Genomic DNA, 15,692 nt, shown 5'->3' with positions numbered 1-15,692 from the left:
GGCGCAGTGGCCGCTGTGGTGCAGTGCACGTTGGGTTTCAGGAAGGTGCCCGACTGTACGCCTGCCGGCTGATCCGTTCCCGATCCGGCCGCGCGTCTCTCCCCCGCGTGCGGAGACTGTCAGTCCCGGCTCAGGACGCGTCCCGGGGAGTCGGCATCGGGAGCGGGACCGTCCTAGCCCCTGGCCAGCCCCTTGATGCACCTCACGGATCCACCGGGCTGCCGCCCGCTTGCACTCAACGCCATGGACCCTCAGCCCACGGACTCATTCGGCGGTGCCCGTCTTCACGGCGTATGCGGTGGCTTGGGCCCGCACCTGGCGAATGTAGGGATCGGACTGGTTGTAGGAGTACACGGCGTCTGTCCATCCTTGGGCGGTCGCGAGGTCACGGCCGTTTGCGCACAGATAGGTCGCCGCACTGAGGGCGGCGTCGTCGATATTGAACGGGTCCGCTGTTCCGTCCCCGTTCCCGTCCCGCCCTACAAGCTGCCAGGTGGTGGGAATGAACTGCATGGGCCCGACAGCGTGGTCCCAGCGGGAGTCGCCGTCCAGGGTACCCGCGTCCGTGTCGGCGATGGCGGCGAATCCGACGCCATTGAGGCTCGGGCCCACAATTGGTCCGCTCGCCTGCCCTGCGGCGTTGAGGCTGCCGCCACCGTAGGTTCCATGCGCTGATTCGACGGAGCCGACGGCTGCCACGGTGTTCCAGCCGATCCCGCACGTCGGAGCGGAATCGGTGGCCGTGGCTGCCGCAGAAACATAGGCCCGGAGCGCGCGGGCAGGAATCCCAGTCTGTGCGGCAGCCCGGTTGAGCCACTGGGCATCCGGGCTCGGCGTCACGTTCACGGCGGTGGTAATGCCGCTGGACAACATTTCTAGTTGCGCCACCGCTCGCGGGGGTGCAGAAAGTGTCCCACGGGCGTCTGCGCCGGGCTCCCGAATTGCCCAGAACGAGAATGCGGTGATGAGGGAAACCGCGAACAAGCTGAAAATCATAAGGCGTTTTAGACGGAGCACGGACTAATCAAACCATCCAAGCTCCGTGACCGGTTGCCGAAACGGGTCTCATCGGACGTCTCGTGTCGCCGCCCGGACTACTCCCCCGAGCAATTCTTTCCGCCGTTTAGGTGTTTGTGCCGATGGCTTATGAAACTGACAGAACGTCGCGAGTGTCCAATGGAAGGCACTTGCGCGCCCTAGGGATTAGGAGTCCGTCGGGTATAGCCTTCGTCCATGCGTCCGACTCGGAGTGCGGCCCTCATAGCCTTGGCAATTCTACTAACAACGACTGCCTGCACCGGTCCTACAGAGAGCAGCAGCGCTGGCGCCGGTCGAACGCCCACAACCGAGCCGATGGTAGTTCTGGTCATTGGCGATTCAATTCCTTTCAACTCTCCCGACGACTGCCCCGGCTGCACTGGTTTCGCCAACTCGTTCGCCAAGGCGCTTACTACCGAGGGCAAGGGAGAAGTATCAGTGCGGAATATGTCGCGTCACGACGGAGCCAAGACACAGGACATCGCAAAGCAGCTGGCCGTGGACAAGAATCTCATAGCCGAGTTGGGCACCGCCGACGTCGTTCTCCTGTCCTTCGGATTCAACGACCAGCCGCCATACGCTTCAGGGGGTTCGCCGTGTCAGAGCGTCAAAGAAAGCGACGACGACGCCGCTTTCGTCAGCGGACTGGCCGGCACCACTGCGGATTGTATCGACAGCAAAACCCGAGAGTTGAGTGCGCTTTCAGCCACCATCTTTTCCCGCGTCCGTGAACTTTCACCCAAAAGTTCCGTAGGGGTACTCAACTCCTACAACTCATGGATCGGATGGGAAGCCGCCAACAAATATCCGGATAAAGTCACTGCGGTTGCAGAGAAGTCAGCGTACGCGCTGGATGCTTGGAACACTGCACTTTGTAAGGCGGCCGCGGCCGTCAAGGCGGCCTGCCTCGACATTTACCATGCATTCAACGGGGCCGATGGGCTGTCTCCGGCGGGCGTCCTTCTCGCCGCTGACTACACGCATCCATCCCAGGCTGGCAATGACGCCATCACAAAGGTCCTTCTCGCAAGCGAGACGCTCAAAACCGGCCGCTGACCGCCGTCGCGTTATCCTCGGTCGGCGACAACCGGACTTTCATTTCAGCCGGCGTGGATTCAATGAAGTCTTTGAACGCTGAGCGAAGCCAGGGACTTCGTCGTGCTAATCGCTGGTCCGGGTGCGTTGAGGGACACGATAAGCGGAGTGAAACACTGAGTTGATCAACGGTGCAAGTACAGGTGTCGGCGGGACCGAATTGCTGACCCGCCCGGGTTACGCATGAACCAGGGCTATCCCGTAATCGCCTCCACCAAGTTGTTGACCGGTCTAGAGCTGTCGAGGCGAAGTATTGGGCAGGAAAACATTGCCAGCCATTGTTCATGGCGGCTGCGATTTCGGCCAGCGAAATCAGGCTCGTCATATCCTCGCGCCCAGGACATGAACTCCTCGTGTGCTGCTTCGTCGGAGCTTCCGGCCCGGGATAGCTCCAGCATCCTAGTTTTCTCCCTTGCCAGCAGCCTGGTCATCCTTGTTTCAGGATCGAGGGTCAAGAACACGACTGCGTCGAACATCGCCATGAGGTCCTCGCCCCAGCCCATGATGGAACCTGAAAGCACCCAAGTGGACCGGGGCACGAAGACTTCCCTCATCAAGGAGAGACGCTCGACTGGTGCCCGCTGTTCCGTGTACGGCGGCGACGTCGGCCGCCAGAAATAATCGTCGGCGTCCGCGTGGGGTATTGCCCACTTGTCGGCGATTGCCCGACCGAGCGTCGTTGTTCCGGATCCGCTGGCGCCCATGATGAACAAACGGCAAGGGTCGAGAGTATTCAACACGATCGCAGACTATCTGGTTGAAGTCGCATACTCCATTGGTCCCGATGACTCCGGATGGCCTCTAGATCGTGAAGCACAGCCTGCCGGACCACAACGGATGGCGCCCCCGTTCGCCACACCTGTGACACGCTGCGATAAATAGCGGTCTTTTCGCAGCGCCATTTGTCACCCTGGCAGCCCACAGGGGATCGCTCATTGGGACGTGGCGCCGGCGTTCTGCAAGGATGGATCTGCCCCTTGACCTTGAGAAGGATCCTCCGTGAATGGACGACACCAGCTAACTCCAGTCAGTTCCGTCATCTTCAGACAAGCCGAATTTGTGCTTCTACAACTGCGCCGAGGAACTGGTTATCTGGATGGGTACTGGGCTACAGCGGCCGCCGGCCACATTGAAGCCAACGAGTCTGCTCAGGACGCGGCGTGCCGTGAAGTCCTGGAAGAGCTTGGACTCTCAATTGATGGCAGCGATCTTCTGCCGCTAGTAGTCATGCACCGGAATCAGGAGCACGGGGAAACCTTTGGGGGTCGAGTGGACTTTTTCTACCAGTGCACAGCATGGCCATCCGAACCGCACCTGATGGAACAAGACAAGGCTTCTGATCTCAGGTGGTTCCACCTTGATGATTTACCGTCGCCGGTCGTCCCTCACGAGCTCCACGTCCTCGAGTCCCTTAGATCAGGAATGCCAGCGATCGTCTCTGTCGGATTTTCCTCCAGCGCGGCTATCGAATGAGGCTAGTCCGTCCGGAGTTCTTTGACCTCTTGACCCGCCGGGTAACCAAGGTGTCCTGTGAAGGATCCTCCACGGGGCAGCGCCAACCATGCCTAAATGCGACGGGCACGATTAGCGAACTTGCAGTGAGCCCTTAGTACCGTTCAAGGCTGACTCGTGGGGCATCACGTAGCGAGCAACAGCTCGTTAATGATGAGTCCTGCTATCTCTTGGAAAATCCACTGTTCGAGCCGGCTGGTTAACATGTCGAAGTACTAGGGCGGCTAGGATGGGTCTTTGAAATGGTCGATGTTCAGCCCGCCGCGTACACGCGGACCCAATCCACCCTCATCTCGCCGGGGCCGTTGGCAGTGCTGTCAGGGAACCAGTCCAGTTGTAAGGTCTGGTGCATCGGACCGGGAGGCTGATGCGCGGGGTCGGTGTCTTCAAACCACTTCACGCCATCAACGTAGCCCACGATTCCGCGCGGAGACCAGTCAAGCGCGTAGTTGTGCAACTGCGTAACGTCCAGCGGCTTGGACAATGACGTCTGCAAGTTCGAGCACCCATAGTGGTGGAAGAACTTGATGACGTTCCAGTCGCCAGTCGTCTCCGCGTAGTCAATCTCGCCGTCACACGGCCAATTTTCACTATCGGGCCACAGGATGGACACCATATGGTATTCGTTATCACCGGACCCGGCCGCCCGGACTTCCCACCGCCCGTACTTCTGGTTTGCAAACTTCGCACCCATCCCGGCAGTCGTGCCATCCTGGGTCCCAGTCATGACCATTTTGGAACCATCTACGGTAACCTGCTGAAGACTCCGGAAACCGTTGCCCGCGTGGCCGGCACTGTTGTAGACATTCCACTTCGTGGCATCGGGCGCGCCCGAATAATTGAACTCGTCCCCAGCTACACGCGCACCCCACCCATGGATCACGGCTGCCTCCATGGAGGTTGCCGTGTCAGGCGCAGTCGTCACCACCAGTTTTGGGCGCAGGGCGGAGTTCGACGATTCCCTAGACTTGAACCCGATCCACTTCCGCGCGTTGCTTTCCAGCTTGAAGTTCTGCTCGCCGCCCTTCGCGTTGACGCCCTTGGTTACATCCCATTCAACCCAGGAGCCGGTGGCGAATCCGCCAGCCTTCCCGAGCCATGTCCCGCGTGCCGGTGCGCTATTCCAAGTGACGCCCCTCTCTGTCCAGCCGCCAGTTGTAGTAAAGACATCCACGAACTCAGTGGAACTTGTAGATGTCTCGGAATACGCCCGAAGTTTGGCTGAAACAACATGTTCGCCAGAGGGAACTTGCACGGAGAACCGTAAAAGCGAGTTCCGCCAGATATTCGCACGGCCTTCTGTAGATAAACGGATACTGGCCCCAAAGTTCGAAGTCGCCCTGTCCGCCTGCACGTAAGTATCCATGACCAACGAGGTTGTCGCTGCGGCGCTTGCGGTTGTCGGAGTGATGATTGCAGACAAAATCAGAATGGACGATGCAGCAGCTACGCATTTACGCCGGAACATCATGCCACGTCGACTCTGCTGAGTTGGCAACGCCCGAACACTCGTAGCCTTCATCTTTATCGGTGTTTCTACTAGGTATTTGATATATCCGGCTGCCGGAGCCAACCTCGACCGAGAAAGCGGGTGACATCGCTAGGAAGGATGGTGGTCGAACTGTACCGGGGATCCGCTGACGCCAACAAGAGTGCGGACGTAAGACAAGTAGTAGCTAGTAGTAAACCCAGTAGTCACACTCGAACCCGGATGAGTGGAAAAGCACGTACCCAAACCATGCAGGGCGGACATCATCGTGCCGAGCACCGTTATTGCCCATGACTGCGGGCCCGTGAGAGGCCTGATCCATCCTGCCTGGGCAGTACATCTAGAGTGTGAAGCCCAACTCGGGTACAAGCTCCCTGACCAACTTCGGCAACTCCTGGCAGAAACGAATGGTACGAGGGTGAGTACGGGCTGGGCCTGCTTTGGACCGCCCACCGAATCGCTGAGGACAACGCCTATTTCCGGTCTGGAACCACGTGGATGACAGCCGGGTGTGGGTCGCGCCGACCGTCATGCGTTACCTCGAGGATTGGATGACCGGGACACTCAACGTCTGAGGGAGAACGATGTCCACGGTAGCGTCTGAGAATCCGAGTGGACGACGACCGTCCCAGCCGACGCGTCAGCCAATCAGTGAGATTGACCTACGCCGGACGTGTTCCAAGCGCGCGACGAAGCCAGTAGGTACCTGATCGGGCAGTTCGTCGATTGGGAACCATCGGACGTCCTCGCTTTCATCACTCACGGCGATCTCCACATCAGGGTCGATGGTTGCAGCGAATCCGACATCCCAATGGGCGGCACATGAGAATCCCGCGTGCAGATCGTGGCGGTCAAGATCAACGATCGCGGTAGATAGCAGGACAACGTCGACAATTCCGGACTCCTCGCGGGCTTCCCTTTGTGCTGCTTCCGCCACCGATGCGTCCTTCGACTCGATGTGACCGCCGAACTGCACCCAGAACTGCCCCTTGCGGTGGAAGCACAGAAGAATACGGTCGAATGCAGGTGAAAAGACGAAGCAGGACCCTGTGACATGCTCCGGGCCGCCATCGCGACGCAACGCCGCGTCCCCGGCAATGGTCAGGAACCGAAGATACGCGTCACGCGAACCTGATTCAGGAACTTCCTGGAGGCTGGCGAGCAGATCGTCAAGAGGCATGCTGCCATCTTGGCGCACGAAACAACGCCCTTTCTCGCAAGGAACCGCAATGATATCCCCCTGTTCCAGCTCTCCGCTGGTTTTTGGGCGGAATGGGAACTGGCGCGTGGTCATGCTTGAAATGTCCCAGGACAACCGAGTAGCCACCCAAGACACGCGCCCAGGGCTTGAACTCCGTCACTTCTCTAGGACGCTCATCGTTGCCACCCGCAGCGCCCGTAAGGAAACTCCACCGGGCAGCTGAAACGCGTGCCGAAGGCTATGGCATCCACATCATGGGCAGTTACGGTGGCTCCATGAGGGACAGGGCGCTGCCGATCATATGCGGGACGACAGAGTTCAATGACGCCTTCGACCACTACGAGACGGAAGGCTGGCGCCGTGCGGAAACTGATCTACGGCATGAATCTGACCCTGGACGGCTACATCGCCGCGGCCGGCGACGACATCGGCTGGGGCGGGCCGAGCGACGAACTGTTCCAGTGGTGGCTCGACCAGGAGCGGGCTAGCAGCCTGTCGCTGTACGGGCGCAAGCTCTGGGAGACCATGAGCTCCTACTGGCCCACTGGCGACCAGCAGCCCAACGCCACCCCGGCGGAGATTGAGTTCGCGCGGAACTGGCGGGACACGCCAAAGGTGGTGTTCTCCTCGACGATCGAGAAGGTCGACTGGAACACCCGCCTGGTCACCGGCGACGCGGTCGCCGAGATCACCCGGCTCAAGGCCGAGGACGGCGGCCCGATCAGCGTCGGCGGCGCAACGCTCGCCGGGGCTGCCATGCGGGCCGGGCTGATCGACGAATACGCGCTAGCCACCCATCCGGTCCTGGTGGGCGGCGGCACTCCGTTCTTCACATCGCTGGACAGCTGGGTGAACCTGAACCTGGTGGAGACGCGGACGTTTCCCGATGGTGTGGTCCTGACCCGGTACGAGACGAGGCGCTGAGCACGGCGAGCCTTCCGGGACCTGACCCGCAGCGAAGTGTCCTGGCGGATCTCAGGTCATTACCTGCTCTGGTGCGAGTTCCTGCTGGGCTGACGCGCAAGTCCCCACCAACGACAACGGGTGCCGTGGGCGGGGATTGACCGGGCCTAGCCTTTACGGCCGGGAAGAACGAGGAGCGCATCTCCGACCGGGCGTTCACCGGCCGTATCAGACGGGGAGTTTACGACCTGGCCGCCCTGGACCATGGCTGTTGATCCTCCGCCGTCGAGGTTGATGGCGTTGACCATCCCGAGCGAGCGGGCGACGTCGGCGGCTTCTTTGATGCTCAGTCCGAGGGACGTCGTCTGGCGCCCGTCGGCTGTGACCAGGAGCGTGCGGCCTTGGGCGTCAACTCCTGCAATGGTGCGCGGGTTGCGCTTGTGCACCCACCCGTAGAAGAAGGAGTTGCTGTCGCCGGCGCGGACCATGCCGTCGCGCTTGGCAGTCACGTTGAGCTCCCCGTTTTCGACGAGTGTCGGTCCGCCGTTGACCACGTCGGTGGTGGGGCTGGTCCTGAGGGGCTTTCCGCCGTCGTTGATGAGCTCCGTGTCGACCGTCAGCCTGGAGCCGGGCTCAGCCAGGGCGGCGAGCTTGTCTGCGTCCGTCCCGACGGCCTGCAGGGTGTGGCCGCCGGCCGGGACGGCGGTTCCCCGGCTGTTGTTGACGGCAGTGACCGTGCCCTGGGCGTCGAGGACGGCTTCAAGCCCGGGACCGGACGGGGTGGTGGCGCCGAACTCCGGGGTGAAGGCCACGATCTCGTTCACGTCCGTGCAGGTGAAGTCGTGCAGCGGCAGGTTCGTTGGGGTGTCATCGGTGCCGCCGCAGTTGCGGATGAGGCCCGGCACCCGGTTCAAGCCGTCCAGGGAGAGCCCTCCAGCCTTCCCGGAGGCCGTGACTTTTCCGTGCCAGTGCAGCCGCTGGATGGAGGTCTCGTTCTTGGCATCGATAACTAGGGAGGGCCGGTCCCCGACGGGCTCGCTGAGGACCTTGCCAGCTTGAACTGCCGAGCCTGCGGGATCGCCCGGGGCTCCGGCGGCGGGGTCCATAACGAAGTAGCCGCCGTTGGTCGCAGCCAGGGCGCCCGAGGCGTCCGCGAGCTGGCTGGTCGTTTCCCGGTCTTCGAGGTTGGGACCGAACGAGGAAGTAAGGTCGCCTCGGAATTCTTTGGGGTCGATAGTGAGGACCTCCAGCTTCCAGAGCCCGTGGTCGTTCTCGCTGGAGCCTTCGTCGCCATCCCAGCCGCTGTAGATCACCGAGGATTTGTAGCCGGCCGACTGGATCTGGGCGACAGTGGCGGAGCCGCCGGCTTTGGCCGTGAAATGCCCAGCACGGACGCGGTAGCCGAGATCCCCTCCGGCGTCGGCCAGCTGCGGTGACTGGACATGTTCGACGCGGGCGACGACGCCCGCGGCGATGAGCTTGTCGGCGACCTTTTGGGCCTGCGCCTGCGTGGACAGTGCTGACGCCGGCGCGTCCGGATCCGGGGAGGTGGACGGTACGGCAACCTCAGCGGTCCAGAAGAAGTCCTGGTTGGGGGTTCCCCGGGTGATGGATGTCCGAGTGAGGCCTGGGGCAAGGGCCGTGACGGTGCGGGACTCGGGGAGGCCGGGAGCGCCCAGGTCGAGCTTGGCGGATGGGTCCGGCGCGACGGCAGCAGTCTGATGTGCGGTGCCCGGTGCCGCTGAAGAGGCGCCGGCGGGGGCAAGGAATGCAACCGGCAGGGCTACGGCCGCGGCGGCCATGGAAGCTCTGCGGAAAGGATGATTGGGTGTGATCATGACCGCGACGCTACGGCGCCTAGGGACGCGCGTTCCTACCCACACGCCGCCGTTCACGGCGTCTTCGCCATCTATTCACGGCGGATCTCACACCCGCTTCGGTGTTGTTCGCGTAACCGGACGACAGTCTCGAAAACGTCAAACGTCCAGCCGCGCCGGATTGGCAGCTTCATAAGTCGTCTACACCAAGGGTTCCGCCAGTGCTTTGTCTGCCTGTTCGACGCGCGGCCCTGTACGGTTCACACCGCCGTCGAGCGGGTGGTTAGGCTGGGTGGATGGCGACAGTTATTCTCGTGCGGCACGGCCGCACCACGGCAAATGCCACTGGGCTGCTGGCCGGTCGGGCCGTCGGCGTCAGTCTGGACCAGATCGGGCGGGACCAGGCGGCTCTGACCGGAGACCGGCTCGCGGCCGTGCCTCTAGCCGGGGTGGTGTCGAGCCCTCTTGAGCGTTGTCAGCAGACCGCCCAGCTCATCCTTGATCGCCAGGCCGGCACGCCGCACGCGCCGGTCGAACCGGATCTCACCGAGTGCGACTACGGCCAGTGGCAGGGCCGCACGCTCAGTGATCTCGCGACCGAGGATTTGTGGCCGGTTGTGCAGTCGCAACCGTCCGCCGTCGTCTTTCCCGGCGGTGAACCCATGGCTGCGATGCAGGCTAGGTCGGTGGCAGCGATTCGACGCCACGATGCAGCCTTCGAGGCCGAGTACGGGCCGGGGGCCGTGTGGGTGGCGGTCAGCCACGGCGACATCATCAAGTCAATCCTCGCCGACGCGCTGGGCATGCACCTTGACCTGTTCCAGCGTATTAACGTGGGCCCCGCCTCGGTATCGATCGTGCGCTACGGCGCTAGCCGGCCGAGCGTCTACGCGACCAACACCGACGCGGGTGATCTGTCGTGGCTGTCAAACGGCATCCACTCTGGCGATGCGCCGGTGGGCGGCGGTGCAGGGCTAAGGGCGCCATGAACCACATGTGCCTAAAATACTGACATGCCTACACGAGTTCACGAGTTTGCCTGGCCTGATCGGGTCGTCGTCGGCACCATTGGCCTTCCGGGGGCGCGCACGTTCTACCTGCAGGTGCGCGCAGGGAAGCAGATCGTGAGTATCGCGCTGGAGAAGCAGCAGTCGGCTCTGCTCGCAGATAAGATCGACGAAATTCTCGACCAGCTCATCACCGTCGAAGGCAACCCCTTCAGCGTTCCCACCAGCACCCCCGTCGAACTTGTCGACAATGACCAGCTCGAGGCCGTTCAGGAGCAGTTCCGCACCGGCGCCATGAGCTTAGGTTGGGACCCAACCACCGCCCAGGTCGTAATCGAGGCCCACCCCATCACCGATGTCGATGCTGATGACAACGACGCAGCGCAGGATGAGGACGGCGCTGATGAGCCCGAAATGCTGCTGGTGCGGATGCCGGTCGGCACCGCCCGCGCGTTCGCCAAGCGCACCCGGGAGATCGTGGGCGCAGGGCGTCCGGCTTGTCCGCTCTGCGGTTACCCCATAGACGCCGACGGGCACATCTGCACCTTTCCCGAGGTCTGATGCCAGCGCCGGACCTCGTGACCGCCGAGCTGACGCTCACCGGCCGCATCACGACGGCGTCAAACGCCACATTTTTGGGGAGCATCGGCGACGTCGTGGTCGTCTACAAACCGATAGCAGGCGAAAGTCCGCTGTGGGATTTTCCCCACGGCACCCTGGCTCACCGGGAGGTGGCAGCCTACCTGGTCTCGCAGGCCCTCGGCTGGAACGTGGTGCCGCACACCTGGCTGCGCGATGGTCCCCTGGGCGAAGGAATGGTGCAGCTCTGGCAGGAGCAGGACCCCGCCCAAAGCGCTGTGAGCCTGGTCGCGACGGACCTGGTGCCGGAGACGGGCTGGAAACAAATTCTCGAGGGACGAGATGAGACCGGACAGATGGTCGCCCTCGTCCACGAAGACTCGCCAGCGCTCAGACGCATGGCGGTGTTCGACATGGTCGTCAACAACGCCGACCGCAAAGGCGACCACATTCTTGCCATGACGGACGGACACCGGCACGGCGTGGACCATGGGCTCACCTTTCACCGTGACAACAAGCTGCGCACGGTGCTGTGGGGATGGCTGGGCGACGCTCTGACCGCCGAGGAACGCGACGGCATAGATCGCGTCCGTGAAGGACTCCAAGGTGGGCTGGGACGAAATCTGGCGGATTTGCTCAGCGCCGAAGAAATCGCATCGCTCGCCGCGCGCTGCGCCCGGTTGCGCCTGGCAGGGCGGTTTCCGGCTCCGAGCGGTGAGATGCCGGCCTTACCCTGGCCGCTGTTCTAAGGGAAATTGCGGCTGCGGGCTTCGCAGGCTGTGTCACGTTGATCGCATGGATCTTAGGGTAGCGACGGAGCTCATCCTGCCTGAGCGCGAGCTCGGCTGGGGATTATCCTCGGAACCAGGCCCCGGCCGGCAAACCTCCGTTCCGAAGGTCTGGGCGATGGGAGCGTCATCAACTGTCACCGGGAATTCGCGGCCTCGCTCGCTAGGTCCAGGAGTCAACAAAACCCGGGGCAGTCCCAACCTGCCCGTTTCGCTGCAGACCTTCCCTGTTCGTCCCGTCCCTGCTGTTCACAAAAGCCACGCGAGGTCACAAATGCTGGGCACCTATCACCCGAACTTCTTCCATTGTCCTTCGGAAACCACCTCGACGGCGCCGTCGACCACCTTGATAGCTGTCTGTTCGTCGATGGCGTAGGCCGGGCCGCCGAGGTCGTCGGCCCACCGCTCTGCGTGGGCCAGGGTGTTGCCCGGGAAAGCGTCCAGGTGCGGAAAGATCGAAAATTCCACCACCCCCAGCGTCCGATCATCCGGAGCGGATGGCCACTCGACGAAGTATTTCCCGATCCGGGGCGTCACCACCATGCTTCCGGCACTCACTCCCACCCACACCGTGTCGGGAAGTGACGGCAGCAGGTCGGCCAGCCCTGACTCCCGCATCCAGTGGGAGAGGTACGTCGCATCGCCGCCGTCGACCAAGAGCACGTCGGCCTCCCGAAGCCAGGGGACCCACCGCTCCGCGCCGATGGTGGGCAGCGCGGTGAGTTCGAGAACGCCGAGCGACGCCCAGCCCAGGCCGGACAAGTGACGGGAGTCGGGCTCGGTAGCCAGGAGGCCCCGCACCGATGCAGGTCCGCACATCGGGTGACCCCACTGCGCTGTCGGGACGACCAGGGCGTGGCAGTGTGCGACCGGCTTGTTGAGAAGCTGCACGAGCGCCGAGTGGATGCTCGGGTTCGTCACGCCGCCTGAGGTAAGCAAGAGCTTCAAACGTGCCCCCAAATTTCGCGCGCGGATAGTGGATGTGCCCGAAGCCCCGGGAACGGGCTGGAACTCACCGACAGATCCGGTAGGCACGCCCGTCTCGTGCTCGGCCCTTCAATACGTACACACCCAGCCAAACTTTGTCCACAGTTCCACGTCGGACAGCTTAGGATTTTCAGCATGCTGTCTCCAAACGAAATTGCTGGTCTACCGGTCGAGGAGTACGGGTTTCCGGGCCCCCTGCGAGATGCACTCGTTGGCGCAATCCTTGACGGACGGAAGACGAGCACGACCTCTTTGGCCGTCCAATACGAGCTAGACGACCAGCCGTTGCCCGTCGTTGGCGAACGCGGCGTGGTCGTTGATTCGACAGGGCGGCCCGTCTGCATCACGGAAGTTACCCAGGTTCGCGTAGTGCCCCTTGACGCCGTTGATGCAGCTCACGCGGTCGACGAAGGCGAGGGTTACCAGACAGTCTCCGGCTGGCGTGCAGGCCACGAGGAATTCTGGCATAGCCCCGCCTTTCGTGCCGTCATGCGTGATCCCACCTTTACGGTCTCGGAGTCGACGGAAGTTGTTTTAGTGCGCTTCTGTGTCCCGTCCAGCACTAGACTCCCAGCAAAGTCCGGCCTATTGAGTGCACGGTAAAGGATCGCTAACTGGCGCTGTTTGGGGCCTTCGAGGAGCCGTATTCAGTCGGCGTGATTCGCCTGTTCCCGCACCCAGGCATCAAATTCGAGGGCGTTCTCCCGCTGCTGTGGCATGCAGTTTTCGAGCGCAAACTGCAAGCGCTCGTTTAACTCGGGGCTCGGGCCGCCATCCATCAGCAGTAGGGCCTCAGCTCGGGCGAAGAGAACGCCGGAACTCGACCGCTTCCAAATTCCTAGGTTCCCGGTTCGAACCTGTTCGAGCATGCTCTCCGGTCTCAGCAACCGGTCGAGAACTGGCCAGCCCGCGACGTCCAACTGGATGGCCATGCCCGCGACTGCGGACGTAACGGAAACAGCATCCCTCATCTCCCACCAGACATCCCGGCCCGGTGCCGCCCCCTCCGGATGAAGCCGCTCGCGATAGAGGCCAAGGGATTCGGTGACCGACTTCGGCATTCCGGCGCCCAACTTCACCCGACTCCAGCGCAGCCAAGGCTCGGGGGCGACTGCCAGGTTGATTACGCACTTCAGATGTTCCGCCGAACTAAAAGATAAGGATTGCACGTTCATGACGGCCCAATCGCCTGAAGGCGTCGACTTCCGCCAGGTCGGAGCTGTGCCCTTAAAGCCGTGGCTCCGGGCGCAGGTACCGAGCATCTCTTTCAGCGCAACCTTTAGCGCTTCCTGAACTGTCATATAGGAACAATCGCATGCCCGGGGGCCAACTAGTGGACGATTCTCATCTCGTGCGAGGTCTGATTGAGTCGCCGTCCGCCGTCGGGAACGACCGTCACAATGTCCTCGATCCTTACGCCGAACCTACCCGGCAGGTAGATTCCGGGTTCGATCGAGAAGCACATGCCTGGGTGGAGGAGCTGGGTTTCGCCCTCGACCATGTACGGCGGCTCATGAGTCGTCAGTCCGATTCCGTGCCCGACGCGGTGAATGAAGTAGTCGCCGTATCCGGCTTCATTGATCACCGCACGGGACACGCGATCGATCTCCTGGCACTCGACGCCTGGCTGCACGGCCTCGAATCCGGCCTGCTGTGCGTGTCTGACGACGTCGTGAACCTCGCGCTCCTCGGCGTTGGGTTCGCCGACGTGCACGGTCCGCGTCGTGTCTGATCCGTAGCCGTGTTTGAGGCCGCCGAAGTCGAGCACCACCATGTCGCCGTCCTCGATGATCCGCGGACCGATCTCGTGGTGAGGGTTGGCTCCGTTCGGACCCGAACCGACGACAGTGAAGTCCACCTGCGAATGCCCGAATTGGCGAAGTAGGTCGGCGAGATCAGAGCCGACGTCGGTCTCGCTGCGCCCAGCGAACCGCACGGTGACGATCTCCTCGTACGCCTGGTCCGCGGCCGCGCCGGCCGCCGCCAACCGCGCGATCTCGTCGTCGTCCTTGATCGCCCGAAGCATCGGCAGGGCGGTCGTCATCGAGACGTAGGACGACTTGGGCAGTCGATCCTGCAGGCCCAGGAGGTGCATGGCCCAGGCCGAGTCAGAGACGGCATAACGTCCGGTGCCGGCCATCAGCGTCGCCGACGCCGTGTAGGGGTCGCTCCCGTCGGTCCAGTCGGTGATCCTAAGAATCGAGGCGCCGGCGGCCGCTTCCGCGTCGGGCCTCTCGAGCCTTGGAACGATCATGGCGGGCTCCGCGTCGACGGGGATCACAAGCATTGTGATGCGCTCAGTGATCGCCACGGGTGCGTACCCCGTGAGGTACAGCAGGTCCGGTCCGGGAGTTACCAGGATGCCGTCGAGCCCGGCATCCTGGGCGGCGTGGGCTGCTCGCCGCAACCTCTCGGCGAAGTCTTGGGCGGTGAACGGAGCCGGCTCGGAAAGGCTGCGGTGATCACTCATGCTTCGCATTGTCGTGCGCGGGCATCCACCGGTCAACCCATCGCCAGGACAGCCGCTCCCCTTAGGGTGATGATGGAATTTGCCAGCCGCACTGGTTCCGGCACGCCTATGCCGCCGGATGCTTAGGGAGAACGTCCGATCGAGGTGGTCAAGTCACGCGCTGGGCTCAGCGTGCGGCGGCGGGGACGGCAGAAAGCAGTTCCTGGTAGCGCGCTGCGTGTTGCGCCAGTTCCGCGGCCGTGACGCCGGGCGCAGAGTGCAGGACCAAGGGTTCTTCCATTTGCAGCCCGCAAAGGTGCGCGGTGGCTTCAAGTGGGCGCAGGAGTTCAGCCATGGTGAAGCGGTTATGCCCGCTGGGTGTGTAGGAGGATTCGGGACCGCCGGTTGAAATGACCAGCCTCAGCCGTTTGCCGCGCAAAGCGTCCCCGCCGGAACCGTAGGCAAAACCGTAGGTGAGGACCTGGTCCATCCACTCCTTCAGCACGCCGGGCACGGAGTACCAGTGCCAAGGGAACTGCCACACGATGGCGTCATGCCCGCTCAGGAGTTCTTGCTCCCTGATGGCGTCCACGCGCCGGTCCGGGTAGACGGCGGAGAGATCATGAACGGTGACGTGTTCCACGTCCCTGATCGCTGCGGTGAGCCGGGCCGTGATCCGCGATTTCTCCAGGTCTGGGTGGGCGACAATGACGAGTGTGCGGTGCGGGGTCATGGAAAGGCGTGCATCTTTCGGAAGTGGGTCGAGGCGGTTCGGAGGAACCGTGCTGATGTGGCGGACGCCAGCACCGCATTGAGCTTTGGCTGCC

At 62.7% G+C, this 15,692-nt stretch carries 16 protein-coding genes; 7 read left to right on the top strand and 9 right to left on the bottom strand.

Annotation, left to right across the window (positions count from 1 at the left end):
• Positions 1 to 264: 264 nt before the first annotated feature.
• The gene (locus LDO13_RS08065; protein ID WP_224049469.1) at positions 265 to 1,017 is read right to left on the bottom strand and encodes a lytic transglycosylase domain-containing protein; all 753 of its coding nucleotides are present in this window, start codon (positions 1,015 to 1,017) and stop codon (positions 265 to 267) included.
• Between the two features lie 336 nt (positions 1,018 to 1,353).
• Between LDO13_RS08065 and LDO13_RS08060 the strand changes: the two genes are divergently transcribed.
• Positions 1,354 to 2,094 (top strand): SGNH/GDSL hydrolase family protein, encoded by a 741-nt coding sequence (locus tag LDO13_RS08060; RefSeq protein ID WP_224049468.1) that lies wholly within the window; start codon positions 1,354 to 1,356, stop codon positions 2,092 to 2,094.
• Positions 2,095 to 2,327: 233 nt separating this feature from the next.
• Here LDO13_RS08060 and LDO13_RS08055 read toward each other — a convergent pair whose 3' ends face one another.
• Positions 2,328 to 2,873 (bottom strand): hypothetical protein, encoded by a 546-nt coding sequence (locus LDO13_RS08055; protein WP_224049467.1) that lies wholly within the window; start codon positions 2,871 to 2,873, stop codon positions 2,328 to 2,330.
• 259 nt (positions 2,874 to 3,132) lie between these two features.
• Between LDO13_RS08055 and LDO13_RS08050 the strand changes: the two genes are divergently transcribed.
• Positions 3,133 to 3,606 carry an NUDIX domain-containing protein gene (locus LDO13_RS08050; protein ID WP_224049466.1) on the top strand — a complete coding sequence of 158 codons (474 nt, stop codon included), beginning with the start codon at positions 3,133 to 3,135 and terminating at the stop codon, positions 3,604 to 3,606.
• Between the two features lie 292 nt (positions 3,607 to 3,898).
• Here LDO13_RS08050 and LDO13_RS08045 read toward each other — a convergent pair whose 3' ends face one another.
• Together LDO13_RS08045 and LDO13_RS08040 are read right to left on the bottom strand one after the other, a co-directional pair.
• Positions 3,899 to 5,011 (bottom strand): DNRLRE domain-containing protein, encoded by a 1,113-nt coding sequence (locus tag LDO13_RS08045; protein WP_224049725.1) that lies wholly within the window; start codon positions 5,009 to 5,011, stop codon positions 3,899 to 3,901.
• Positions 5,012 to 5,774: 763 nt separating this feature from the next.
• Complete coding sequence (locus tag LDO13_RS08040) at positions 5,775 to 6,428, bottom strand: NUDIX domain-containing protein (protein ID WP_224049465.1); 654 nt, start codon at positions 6,426 to 6,428, stop codon at positions 5,775 to 5,777.
• A gap of 267 nt (positions 6,429 to 6,695) precedes the next feature.
• Between LDO13_RS08040 and LDO13_RS08035 the strand changes: the two genes are divergently transcribed.
• Positions 6,696 to 7,259, top strand: a complete 564-nt coding sequence (locus LDO13_RS08035) for a dihydrofolate reductase family protein (protein ID WP_224049464.1) — start codon at positions 6,696 to 6,698, stop codon at positions 7,257 to 7,259.
• Positions 7,260 to 7,405: 146 nt separating this feature from the next.
• On the opposite strand, the gene LDO13_RS08030 is transcribed toward LDO13_RS08035, so the two are convergent.
• A complete protein-coding gene (locus tag LDO13_RS08030) occupies positions 7,406 to 9,076 on the bottom strand; it encodes a phosphodiester glycosidase family protein (protein WP_224049463.1) in 1,671 nt (556 codons plus the stop codon).
• A 275-nt stretch (positions 9,077 to 9,351) separates the two neighbouring features.
• Here LDO13_RS08030 and LDO13_RS08025 point away from each other — a divergent pair, with 275 nt between their 5' ends.
• The 3 genes from LDO13_RS08025 to LDO13_RS08015 are packed head-to-tail and all read left to right on the top strand — an operon-like array spanning position 9,352 to position 11,390.
• Positions 9,352 to 10,044 (top strand): histidine phosphatase family protein, encoded by a 693-nt coding sequence (locus LDO13_RS08025; RefSeq protein WP_224049462.1) that lies wholly within the window; start codon positions 9,352 to 9,354, stop codon positions 10,042 to 10,044.
• A gap of 24 nt (positions 10,045 to 10,068) precedes the next feature.
• Positions 10,069 to 10,623 carry a DUF3090 domain-containing protein gene (locus LDO13_RS08020; RefSeq protein WP_224049461.1) on the top strand — a complete coding sequence of 185 codons (555 nt, stop codon included), beginning with the start codon at positions 10,069 to 10,071 and terminating at the stop codon, positions 10,621 to 10,623.
• Complete coding sequence (locus LDO13_RS08015) at positions 10,623 to 11,390, top strand: SCO1664 family protein (protein ID WP_224049460.1); 768 nt, start codon at positions 10,623 to 10,625, stop codon at positions 11,388 to 11,390. The genes LDO13_RS08020 and LDO13_RS08015 overlap by 1 nt, the downstream gene beginning before the upstream one ends.
• A 327-nt stretch (positions 11,391 to 11,717) precedes the next feature.
• Here LDO13_RS08015 and LDO13_RS08010 read toward each other — a convergent pair whose 3' ends face one another.
• A complete protein-coding gene (locus LDO13_RS08010) occupies positions 11,718 to 12,377 on the bottom strand; it encodes a Type 1 glutamine amidotransferase-like domain-containing protein (protein WP_224049459.1) in 660 nt (219 codons plus the stop codon).
• 174 nt (positions 12,378 to 12,551) lie between these two features.
• Between LDO13_RS08010 and LDO13_RS08005 the strand changes: the two genes are divergently transcribed.
• Complete coding sequence (locus LDO13_RS08005; protein WP_224049458.1) at positions 12,552 to 13,019, top strand: ASCH domain-containing protein; 468 nt, start codon at positions 12,552 to 12,554, stop codon at positions 13,017 to 13,019.
• Positions 13,020 to 13,063: 44 nt separating this feature from the next.
• Here LDO13_RS08005 and LDO13_RS08000 read toward each other — a convergent pair whose 3' ends face one another.
• The 3 genes from LDO13_RS08000 to LDO13_RS07990 form a co-directional block, all read right to left on the bottom strand.
• Positions 13,064 to 13,717 carry a DUF4304 domain-containing protein gene (locus tag LDO13_RS08000; RefSeq protein ID WP_224049457.1) on the bottom strand — a complete coding sequence of 218 codons (654 nt, stop codon included), beginning with the start codon at positions 13,715 to 13,717 and terminating at the stop codon, positions 13,064 to 13,066.
• 29 nt (positions 13,718 to 13,746) lie between these two features.
• Positions 13,747 to 14,886, bottom strand: coding sequence for an aminopeptidase P family protein (locus LDO13_RS07995; protein WP_224049456.1), 1,140 nt, complete (start codon positions 14,884 to 14,886; stop codon positions 13,747 to 13,749).
• A 166-nt stretch (positions 14,887 to 15,052) separates the two neighbouring features.
• Positions 15,053 to 15,598, bottom strand: coding sequence for an NAD(P)H-dependent oxidoreductase (locus LDO13_RS07990; protein ID WP_224049455.1), 546 nt, complete (start codon positions 15,596 to 15,598; stop codon positions 15,053 to 15,055).
• Positions 15,599 to 15,692 lie beyond the last annotated feature (94 nt).

The organism is Arthrobacter sp. NicSoilB4 (assembly GCF_019977335.1).
Classification (GTDB): domain Bacteria; phylum Actinomycetota; class Actinomycetes; order Actinomycetales; family Micrococcaceae; genus Arthrobacter.
Note: the sequence above shows the minus strand (reverse complement) of the source record. Positions and strands in the feature narration are given on the sequence as shown.